This window comes from Nitrospirota bacterium, assembly GCA_035516965.1.
Classification (GTDB): domain Bacteria; phylum Nitrospirota; class UBA9217; order UBA9217; family UBA9217; genus MHEA01.
This window is the reverse complement of sequence record DATIZR010000035.1, coordinates 1-9,231: the sequence shown is the minus strand read 5'-3', so window position 1 is coordinate 9,231 and position 9,231 is coordinate 1. Positions and strand designations below refer to the sequence as shown.

At 56.8% G+C, this 9,231-nt stretch carries 10 protein-coding genes; 1 reads left to right on the top strand and 9 read right to left on the bottom strand.

Annotation, left to right across the window (positions count from 1 at the left end; genetic code table 11):
• The 5 genes from VL197_04120 to VL197_04100 form a co-directional block, all read right to left on the bottom strand.
• Nucleotides 1–635: NAD(P)/FAD-dependent oxidoreductase (locus VL197_04120; GenBank protein HUJ17158.1), on the bottom strand; the 635-nt coding region annotated here is incomplete at its 3' end.
• Nucleotides 636–1,144: 509 nt separating this feature from the next.
• Nucleotides 1,145–1,900 carry an ethanolamine ammonia-lyase subunit EutC gene (eutC, locus tag VL197_04115; GenBank protein HUJ17157.1) on the bottom strand — a complete coding sequence of 252 codons (756 nt, stop codon included), beginning with the start codon at nt 1,898–1,900 and terminating at the stop codon, nt 1,145–1,147.
• On the bottom strand, nt 1,897–3,294 hold the full coding sequence (locus VL197_04110) for an ethanolamine ammonia-lyase subunit EutB (protein ID HUJ17156.1): 1,398 nt from the start codon (nt 3,292–3,294) through the stop codon (nt 1,897–1,899). Before VL197_04110 ends, eutC begins: the two co-directional genes overlap by 4 nt.
• Nucleotides 3,295–3,602: 308 nt before the next feature.
• The gene (locus VL197_04105; protein ID HUJ17155.1) at nt 3,603–3,920 is read right to left on the bottom strand and encodes a hypothetical protein; all 318 of its coding nucleotides are present in this window, start codon (nt 3,918–3,920) and stop codon (nt 3,603–3,605) included.
• A gap of 46 nt (nt 3,921–3,966) precedes the next feature.
• Nucleotides 3,967–4,278 carry a hypothetical protein gene (locus VL197_04100; GenBank protein HUJ17154.1) on the bottom strand — a complete coding sequence of 104 codons (312 nt, stop codon included), beginning with the start codon at nt 4,276–4,278 and terminating at the stop codon, nt 3,967–3,969.
• Nucleotides 4,279–4,748: 470 nt separating this feature from the next.
• Between VL197_04100 and VL197_04095 the strand changes: the two genes are divergently transcribed.
• The gene (locus VL197_04095; GenBank protein ID HUJ17153.1) at nt 4,749–6,908 is read left to right on the top strand and encodes an ATP-binding protein; all 2,160 of its coding nucleotides are present in this window, start codon (nt 4,749–4,751) and stop codon (nt 6,906–6,908) included.
• Between the two features lie 120 nt (nt 6,909–7,028).
• Here the strand turns inward: VL197_04095 and VL197_04090 are convergent, their stop codons facing one another.
• From VL197_04090 to VL197_04075, 4 genes are all read right to left on the bottom strand, one after another.
• A complete protein-coding gene (locus VL197_04090; protein HUJ17152.1) occupies nt 7,029–7,334 on the bottom strand; it encodes a hypothetical protein in 306 nt (101 codons plus the stop codon).
• Nucleotides 7,335–7,499: 165 nt separating this feature from the next.
• Nucleotides 7,500–8,114 (bottom strand): autotransporter outer membrane beta-barrel domain-containing protein, encoded by a 615-nt coding sequence (locus VL197_04085; GenBank protein ID HUJ17151.1) that lies wholly within the window; start codon nt 8,112–8,114, stop codon nt 7,500–7,502.
• Between the two features lie 365 nt (nt 8,115–8,479).
• The gene (locus VL197_04080) at nt 8,480–8,923 is read right to left on the bottom strand and encodes a Spy/CpxP family protein refolding chaperone (protein HUJ17150.1); all 444 of its coding nucleotides are present in this window, start codon (nt 8,921–8,923) and stop codon (nt 8,480–8,482) included.
• 60 nt (nt 8,924–8,983) lie between these two features.
• Nucleotides 8,984–9,231, bottom strand: a 248-nt coding sequence (locus VL197_04075) for a hypothetical protein (GenBank protein ID HUJ17149.1), incomplete at its 5' end; no start/stop codon positions are given.

The window sequence follows — 9,231 nt, the reverse complement described above, 5'->3', positions numbered from 1 at the left end:
TTCTCGCCGAGGAGCTCTTCCGGCCGCCCCTCGACCAGGCCGATCCCCTCCTCCTCGAGAAGCGCCTTGTACGCCGGCGCCGGGGAGAAGCCGTGGCTGAGGAAGGTCACGTCGCTGGTGAACATCCGCTTCATGGCGACGCTCGTGCGCACGGCGTTGGCGGTGCGGTCTATGACGAGCAGCTTCCTGCCCGTTGTGCGATAGCCGTCGCAGATCATGCAGGTGAAGTAGGACGTGCTGAAGAAGCGCAGGATGTTCTTGAGGGGGGCAAGGGTCTCCCTGGCCCCCGAGGCGGCGATGACGAAACGGGATTGGTAGGTCTTCCCCCCGGCCTGCACTTCAAAAAACCGTTCCCGCGGCGTGACACGCTCCACCTTGGCGTTCTCCACGATAACGCCGAAGCTCTTCGCCTGGGCGATGCCCGACTCCAGGAGGTCCGGGCCTGAAACCAATCGAAGACCGAGGTAGTTCTCGATGTGTTTCGCGTGGTAGGTCCGGCCGCCGGGACTGTGGAACAGCATGACCCGGAAGTTGTAGCGGCCGAGGTGGATGCCGGCCTGAAGGCCTCCCGGACCCGCGCCGATGACGATACAGTCCAGAAGTGTCTCGCTGGCTCTGTTGTCCGATTGTTCCATCGCCTCTCCCCCCTATTCCCAGCGAACAACAGCCGGGGCGTCAGGATTGAAATGTTCGGTTCATTCGGAAGTAAGTTGAAAAGAACCTGAAAACGTCTATCACGCGCTAAGCCGCAAAGTGCGTCAAGAAAACCTGTGGCAGATGCCTGACAAATGCTACAATTGTTGGAGTATGTGGTTTTAGATCAAGGTTTATTTAATGAACGGGATTTAATGCTCGCCGTTCTCTTAAGATTCATCCTTTCTTTGCGCCTTGGCGTCTTTGCGCGAAAACAGTTCTTGTTCCTAATGAAGGGTTTGCATTTTATTCAAGCATTGCGATAAAGCGTTTTCAACTAAAACACGAAAGAGCCAAATGTTCTTACTGTCTGAACCCATGCGGCGCTGTCAAGCCGCGAGACGTGAGCCTCATGATGTTCTTCGTAATGAGAAACACCGGGCCAATAAACTTGGGTCTCTGGCCGGCCCCGAACGCCGGTTGATGCCGGCCGAAATGCTTGTCCCTGGCCTTACGATTTTCCGTCTTCGCTCAGCAAGCCCGTCATCTCATCCTTGAGCGCCACCCCGGAAATACCGCGTCTCATGGCTTCCCCGGTCAGGTAGAGCAATTTTGCGGCGGCGGCCTCGTAACTCAAACCTTCCGGCGGCCGGATGTTGGAGATGCAGTTCCGATTCGCGTCGGTGTTGCCCGGCTGCGGCGCATAGGTCAGGTAAATGCCGAGGCTGTCGGCTGCGCTGAGGCCGGGTCGTTCACCGACGATGATCACCGCCACGCGCGCATTCAGAACGCTGCCGATATCGTCCGATAACGCTACGCGGCCATTCGCGACCAGGGAGACCGGGGCAGTGCCAATGTGACGCTTCCGACAGCCATCCGTGATCGCCTGCAACAAGGGAATTCCATGCCGCTCAACAGCGGTCGAGGACAGGCCGTTCGTGACGATCAGCGCCACGTGCGCGTCAGCGATCGCGGAATTTCTGAGCCGGGTTCGCGATGCTTCGGTGAGAACTCGGCCGAGATCAGGCCGGAGGAGATACTCGTCGCGGCTGCCGACGGGCGTCTCCAGGATCAGAACCTCCGCACCAATATCCCGCACCGACCCGGCAAAGGCATCGATGTCCCAGGGGAAATGCACCGCGTCCCGCGCCCGCGCATGGGCAAGCTGAAAATCCAGGAGAGCCCGGGTCGGAACGGCGTGTCCGGCCCGTCCCAGGGCGATGCGCGCCTGGGTAAATCGGCGCAAGGCGATCCACGAGTCGGTCATGGCTCCTCTTTCGTCAGCTCGCTGATGGCGCCGAGCAGCCGCGGCGATTTGACGCCCCGGGACAAAGCGTTGCGCTCATCGAATATTCCCATGCGGTTCAGCCAGGCCTCGAATTCGGGCGCAGGCCTGAGTCCCAGCACGCGCCGGAGATACAACGCGTCATGGAACGAGGTGCTCTGGTAGGCAAGCATGACGTCGTCTGCGCCGGGAACACCCATGATGTAGGTGCAGCCCGCAACGGCCAGCAAGGTCATGAGGTTGTCCATGTCGTTCTGGTCGGCTTCAGCGTGGTTGGTGTAGCACACGTCGCAGCCCATGGGCAGGCCCAGCAGTTTGCCGCAGAAATGGTCCTCCAGCCCTGCCCGGATGATCTGTTTGCCGTCGTACAGGTATTCCGGCCCGATGAAACCGACCACCGTATTGACCAGCAGAGGCGAGAACTCGCGGGCGACGCCATAAGCCCGCGCTTCGCAGGTCTGCGCGTCGATCCCGTGATGCGCGTTTGCCGACAGCGCGCTGCCCTGCCCGGTTTCGAAATACATCACGTTGTCGCCCAATGTTCCGCGCCCCAGGGAGAGCGCCGTCTCGCGGGCTTCGGACAGCAGCGCCAGGTTTATTCCGAAGCTCTTATTGGCCGCCTCGGTCCCGGCAATGGACTGAAACACCAGGTCCACGGGAGCGCCGCGGTGCATGAGTTCCAGCGTGGTTGTGGCGTGGGCCAGCACGCAGGACTGGGTCGGGATCTCATGCCGGCGGATGATGTCGTCTAAAAGATGCAGCAGGCGTTCCACGTTCTTCGGGCTGTCCGTCGCAGGGTTAAGGCCGATGACCGCATCGCCGTTGCCGTAGAGCAGCCCGTCCAGGATGCTGGCGGCGATGCCGCGGGGGTCATCGGTAGGATGATTGGGTTGCAGCCGCGTGGCGAGCCGGCCCGGCAGTCCGATGGTGTTGCGGAACCGGGTGGTCACCGAGCAGCGTCTGGCTACGGCGATCAGATCCTGGTTGCGCATGATTTTGGAAACCGCCGCTGCCATTTCCGGCGTGATCCCCCGGCGAACCGCACTAATGTCATCGTCGGAGGTGGCATCGGTCAGCAGCCATTCGCGCAATTCGCCCACGGTGAAAGACGAGATCGGGCCGAACGCGGTCCGGTCGTGGGCCCCTTCAATAAGCCGGCTGACCTCGTCTTCTTCCGGCGCGATCAGTGGTTCAGCGAGAAAGGTCGTTAACGGAAGATCGGCCAGCAGCCATTGGGCGACGGCCCGCTCTTCCTCCGAGGTTGCGGCAATGCCGGCCAGCTCATCCGCCGACCGCAGCGGCGATGCCTTGGCCAGCACGGTTTTGAGATCCGCGAAGCCATAGCTTCGTCCATTGAAGTTTTTGGTGTATTTCATAGGGTTGGGCCTTTACCGCGCCGGGGCAGTGGAGCCCCAGCGGCAGGAGCCGGTGGCTCCCTTTAAGAACGCGACCTCCCACCTGCACCCAGCGTTTACGAGTGCGCGCGCGAGTGCAGGGTGCGGACTACCACGCATTACCCCCGGCGGGAGCCGGGGGATTGCAAGTCGCGGGATTCACTGAGAGCTCCGGCCATGAGGGAAGTTTAGCCGGAGTTAAAGCAAAAGTCCAACAGTAAGGGCGATGATCTCTCATCGCCCTTGGTCTTTCTCCCTTTGTTGCAGCTGTTTCAGCGGCCGCTCTCCGGCTACGACTTCACGGAGACTGCCTGTTTTTCGCGCATTGCCGCGGGTGCTGATACGACGAACCCGGCCGCGGTCCCGAGCAGGCCTCCTACCACGATGCTTACCGTGGCTGCGCAGGCGATCCCGACGCCAATGCCCATCACGATCGCCGCCCGCACGAAGATCGTCGGTTCCACTGCGCCGCCCATGATCTTCTGGAGCAGGACCAGGGTCCCGAAGCTGCCGAAGTAGAATCCCGGCACGATCCCCGCCACCACAAATACCAGCCCGCCAATTGTTGCACCGATCTTCATTCCCGCTTTTACTGTTTCGTTCTTCATGGTCGTATCTCCTTGTAAAGAAATTTTGGTTAATTGTTGCGTATCGTTATTTGCTGCCGGCTGCAGCCGTATCTCTTGATGTCCCGCCCTCGAGGACCGAGCCCATGAGCCAGCCCATGGCGGACGCGGCTGTTACGATCGCGATCCCGGAGATCATGACGCCGACCAGCATGGACGCCAGTACGATCACCCGTGAGATGATCCCCGGTTCCAGGGGAAGCCCGAAGAACATCCCGGCCAGTTTGATCCCTGCTGCGCCGCCCAGAAGGCTGCCGGGAAGAAGACCAAAGATCGCAAAGAGCACCATTCCTGCGCCTGCCCCTATGTATGCTGTTTTTCTTGAAAGTGTGGTATTCATTTTGTCATCCTCCTTTTCGTTCGGTCTTGCCCTTTACATTGCAGGTCGCGTGCCAATACATAAGTGATTGAATTTGCGGTAAACAGGGTAACCTGAGCTTTGGCAGGAGTGAGAAACAGGGAGGTAGTGTTGTACATTTTGCAAAGTGATCGCACTTTTCCGTCGGTCCGTTGCGTAATGTCAAGAATTAACCACAGAGCACACAGAGAAATCCTTAAATCTCAAAATGGTTAAGGCTCTTGACTGGCCTCCCCCTCTGTGTCCTCTTACTACAGCATTTATTTCGTTTTCCGCATTCTTCACGTTTTCAAGAAAGGTCTTATTATTAAGTCATCTGAGAACACTGAACATACCTCCGTGCGCTCTGTGGTTTCATGCCTTGCTTCTCTTTTTTCATGAAAGTTTTGACAGTACCGTCTCGTTGACATATTGTCGATTCGGACATACAATCGAAGGGAAAGGATATATTGATGAACTGGTTAATGCCGGCAACACTTGCCTCTCTGACAGGCTCCCTGCTTCTGTCCCTGGTCTACTTCTACCTGTACACGCAGGACCGCCAGCGCTATCTCGCCGTCTGGTGCACGAGCTGGTTCCTCTACTCCCTCAGGTTCTGCTTCCTCATCCTGGCGCTCCTTTTCGGCAAGAACAAGGTATTTGACATCGCATATCACGAATTGGCCCTTGTCAGCGGGCTGCTTCTCATCTGGGGCGTTTCCCTGTTCCTGGGCCGCGGTACGTCGAAGGTGTGGTTTTTGAGCGCGGCCCTGCTTGCCGTGTGGATCCCCGCGGCGATCCTGGGGGGGTTCAGCTTTGTTTCTCTGACCTTTCCCACCTTTGCCTTCCTGGCGATCGTATATATCTGGGCCGGGACTGTCTTCCTTCGCTCCCCGGATCTGAGAGGCGTTGGAAAATACGTCATCGGCTGGGCCCTTATCATATGGGGCATCCATAAGGCGGACTATCCCTTGTTGAGGGAGGTCGCCTGGTTTGCGCCCTGGGGGTACTCCTTCGGCGAGTCCCTTGCCCTCACTCTGGCGATCGGCCTGCTGCTGATCTATTTCGAACGCGTGAAAGCCGAACTCCTGGTCAATCAGGGCAAGCTGGAACAAAGCGAGAAGTTCATCCACAATATCCTCGAAACCGTGGATGAAGGGTTCATCGTCGTTGACCGGGACATGAGAATTCAGTCCGCGAACAAGGCCTACCTGACCACCGTGGGGATGACGCTGGAGAATGTCGTCGGCAGGCATTGCTACGAGCTGACCAGGCATGTGAACAATCCCTGTTATGCGGTCGAAGCGGACTGCTCGATCAGGCGCGCCTTCGAAACGGGAAAACCCCATGCCGCCCTGCATATACACGAAAATGCCGAGCAAGGGCGCATGTTCGTGGAAACCAAGGCCTATCCGCTTTTTGACGGCGCGGGGAACATCGTATCGGCCATCGAGACGATAAGCGATGTCACGGAAAAGAAGGCGCTCGAGGGCCAGCTCCGCCAGGCCCAGAAGATGGAGGCCGTCGGCACCCTTGCGGGCGGCATCGCGCATGACTTCAACAACATCCTTTCGGCGGTCATCGGATACGGCAGCCTGCTCCAGATGAAAATAAAGAAAGACGATCCTCTCCGGTCGAATATCGACCAGATCCTCGCGGCGGCAAACAGGGCCGCGCAATTGACGCGGGGCCTCCTCGCCTTCAGCAGGAAGCAGATTATCAGGATGACGCCCGTCAACCTGAACGACGTCGTTCAGAGGGTGCAGGAGCTGCTCGGGAGGATCATCGGGGAGGACATCAGCCTCGAGGTCCATCTCTCCGGGAAAGAGCTGTCCGTTCTCGGGGACAGCGGACAGATCGAGCAGATCCTCATGAACCTGGCAACGAATGCCCGGGATGCCATGCCGAAGGGCGGCGCCCTCAGCATCTCGACAGAGAGGTTCGAACTGGACGAGCAGTTCATCAGGGCCCATGGATACGGCAAGAAAGGAACCTATGCGGTGCTCTCCGTAACGGACAACGGCAGCGGCATCGATGCGAAAACGCTCAAGAAGATATTTGAGCCCTTCTTTACGACAAAGGAGGTCGGCAAGGGCACGGGGCTGGGCCTCGCCATTGCCTATGGAGTGATCAAACAGCACAACGGCTATATCAATGTGTACAGCGAACCCGGCAGGGGCTCGACCTTCAAGGTCTATCTGCCGATGATCGAGGCAACGGCGAAGGCTGCGGCGCCCCTGGAGCCCGATCGCGAGGTGAAAGGCGGTTCAGAAACGATCCTGGTGGCCGAAGACGACAGGCCGCTTCGGGAGCTTGTCTTCTCTGTTCTGACGGAGTTCGGGTACCGGGTCCTTACTGCCGAAGACGGGGAAGTTGCCCTGCGCACGTTCCAGGAGAACCGCGACAAAATCGACATGGTGATCCTCGATATTATCATGCCCAGGATGAACGGCAGAGAGGCCGCGGATGCGATCAAAAAGATACGCCCCCAGGCAAAGATCCTTTTCCAGAGCGGCTATCCTCTGGACAGCATGCAGCAGAAAGGACTGATTGGAGGCGCTGACTTCTACGTGAATAAACCGATTTCACCGCAGGAGCTGCTCAAAAAGGTGCGGGAGATCCTTGATAGATGATAAGGGGAGGATGGAGGGTCAGGTCTTTACGGCAAGCATCACCCGCGTTCGTTGATGCTCCAGCATATGCTCGTCTCGTGCAGTGCCCACGGTGCCTCCAAATAGGGTGACCCTGATACGCTATTCGATGTGTGCTTTTGCCGTTTGGAGAGCTAAATCTTTATCCCTGGTAAACAGCCTCCACTTCATGTTCGATGAATGAATACCCGCCTTCTTGTCCTGACCTCTAGCGTAATACCAGTGTCCAAAGCGTTCGACCGTAGAAAAGGGATGATTGTCTGTACACAGAATTCCACAGGGTTTGATCTCTTTAAAATAAATAGTTTCCTCGGGGGCTTCATCATAGGACATATCTGCAGGCAATGCGATCTGAGATACATCCACGTTCTCTGCTTCCTTTTCATCCAGCCAGTCCGAAATCTTCATTTTATTTTTATCTCCTGCAAAATGTAACGCGGGCATGATCGATTCAGCCGCTCGACGCGATATGACCTTAATCTTCTCCGCGAAACGTCAACAACAGCGTCCCTTGGATGTTTCAAAGAGGTGATGTCAACAGGAAAGACTTGGCCCAGGAAGTCCCGGTGCATATTAGAATGCGATTCCGGCCGTCACTGCCAGGAACGCATAAAACGTGACCTCAGATTCCTCACTGCATGGCGCACCGATCCTTGCCGCAGGCGAGGTATATTCGCATGAAGTGGAAGAGAAATATCTGCCGAAATTGAGTGAAGGCATGATCGAGATGGAGGTCGAGCCGATCGGGAACCGGCCGCCGACATCCACATTTGCCCTGAGGGAATTTGAGCGTCCGTTGCCGTTGAATTCGTCGGGCAAGTTCTTGTTATGGGTGAACGTCCAGTCCGACTTCCAGTACCCTACTAATCCGCCGACGAAGAACCCCTTCATGCCGCCGGAGAAATAGTAGCGTACACCGACGTCCGCGCCCTTCGGCCTTCCGTCCTCTACGTGTTCACCATCGTCGAACGTGTAGTGCACCTCGCTCACCCGTCCCACTGCCGAGATCTTCGAGCCAAGCATATGCTCGTATTCAATAAAGTAGATCGTTGCGTCACAGTGCGGCAGGAAATTCGACATTCCGATCGCGAAATTGACGGAGTTTGCGGGTTCGGCAAGTACGGTCCCCGGGGTCATTGCAGCAGCAACAGCGGCAAAGAACAGAACAATCACCAATTCTCTTTTCATAGTCGTCTCTTTTCCATTATTTTTTCTCCGACAGTATGTCGAAAGCGACCTGGGCGCCGGCCGGATATCAAACTAAAGTATCGTGAGGGCAAGCATAGCTATCCTCGAACGAGTATATCACGGGCACTGAGCATTGTGTCGGTATGTGTTTCAGAGGGTCAGAGCGGCGGCTCTGACGCAGAGGCCCGGTCTCATTGAGAAGATGTCAACAGTAAACGGGCTGCTGTCCAAATCACTTTCCTTTTCAAATGTCATTCTGAGCGCAGCGAAGGAACACGCATGTACAACGTGATGGCAGACCCTTCACTGCGTTCAGGGTGATAAATTTGGGTTAGCAACAGCCCGTAAAGTCGATCGGTTGAAAATTACCAGTGATGATGCCGTTCCGCGTGCTTCTCCATCTCCGCCACCAGCTTGGCCCGCTGCTCCGGCGTCAGCAGGTCATGGAGCTCCGCGAACTTCGCGCTCACGAACTTGATCATGTCGTTCGCATGGGCCTCGATCTTCTCCGTGCGGGCATTCAACTTCGCCTGGTCGAGCTGCGGGCTCAGCATCATCTCCTTGATGTCGGCAAAGGATTCTTCCCGCATCCTCTTCATGTCAGGCTCCCTGGCAAGGAACTCCTCCTTCATCTTTTCGAGCTTTGCCGTCTGTGCCGCGTCCAGCTTCAGTGTGGAAACGAGATGCTGGACCACGCTCTCGGCCCTGTCCCCGGGTGTCTTGTGATAGCAGCCGGCTACGACCAGCAGCAAAAGAACGACGAATGAACCGATCATCAGCAAGAGGTATCTGTTCTTGATCTGTCTCATGTTCTTCTCCTTTCACTTCGACTGGAACCTATCTTAAATTGGCCCTGCATCAATAAGCCGTCATGCTCGCGAAAGCGGGCATCCAGAAAAGCCCGAAAAAGGCTGGATTCCGCTTGTACGGGAATGACCGTCAGAGATTCTATGCGGGAAAAAGGATTTTGAGATAGGTTCTGTGGTTTCATCATTCATCCTCTTTTTATAGAACTTAGAGGACGTGAGCACTATCTCACTCTTTGTGGCTGTCGATATACTTCCTGAATGCTTCCCTGCCTTCGTCCTTCCACCAGGCGTCATACTGCCGCCAGTCC

Bases quoted from the DNA above. Each gene is read 5' to 3' on its own strand.
- VL197_04085 (HUJ17151.1), bottom strand. From the start codon at position 8,114: ATGAAAAGAGAATTGGTGATTGTTCTGTTCTTTGCCGCTGTTGCTGCT.
- VL197_04080 (HUJ17150.1), bottom strand. From the start codon at position 8,923: ATGAGACAGATCAAGAACAGATACCTCTTGCTGATGATCGGTTCATTC.
- VL197_04095 (HUJ17153.1), top strand. From the start codon at position 4,749: ATGAACTGGTTAATGCCGGCAACACTTGCCTCTCTGACAGGCTCCCTG.
- VL197_04090 (HUJ17152.1), bottom strand. From the start codon at position 7,334: ATGAAGATTTCGGACTGGCTGGATGAAAAGGAAGCAGAGAACGTGGAT.
- VL197_04100 (HUJ17154.1), bottom strand. From the start codon at position 4,278: ATGAATACCACACTTTCAAGAAAAACAGCATACATAGGGGCAGGCGCA.
- VL197_04105 (HUJ17155.1), bottom strand. From the start codon at position 3,920: ATGAAGAACGAAACAGTAAAAGCGGGAATGAAGATCGGTGCAACAATT.
- VL197_04110 (HUJ17156.1), bottom strand. From the start codon at position 3,294: ATGAAATACACCAAAAACTTCAATGGACGAAGCTATGGCTTCGCGGAT.
- eutC (HUJ17157.1), bottom strand. From the start codon at position 1,900: ATGACCGACTCGTGGATCGCCTTGCGCCGATTTACCCAGGCGCGCATC.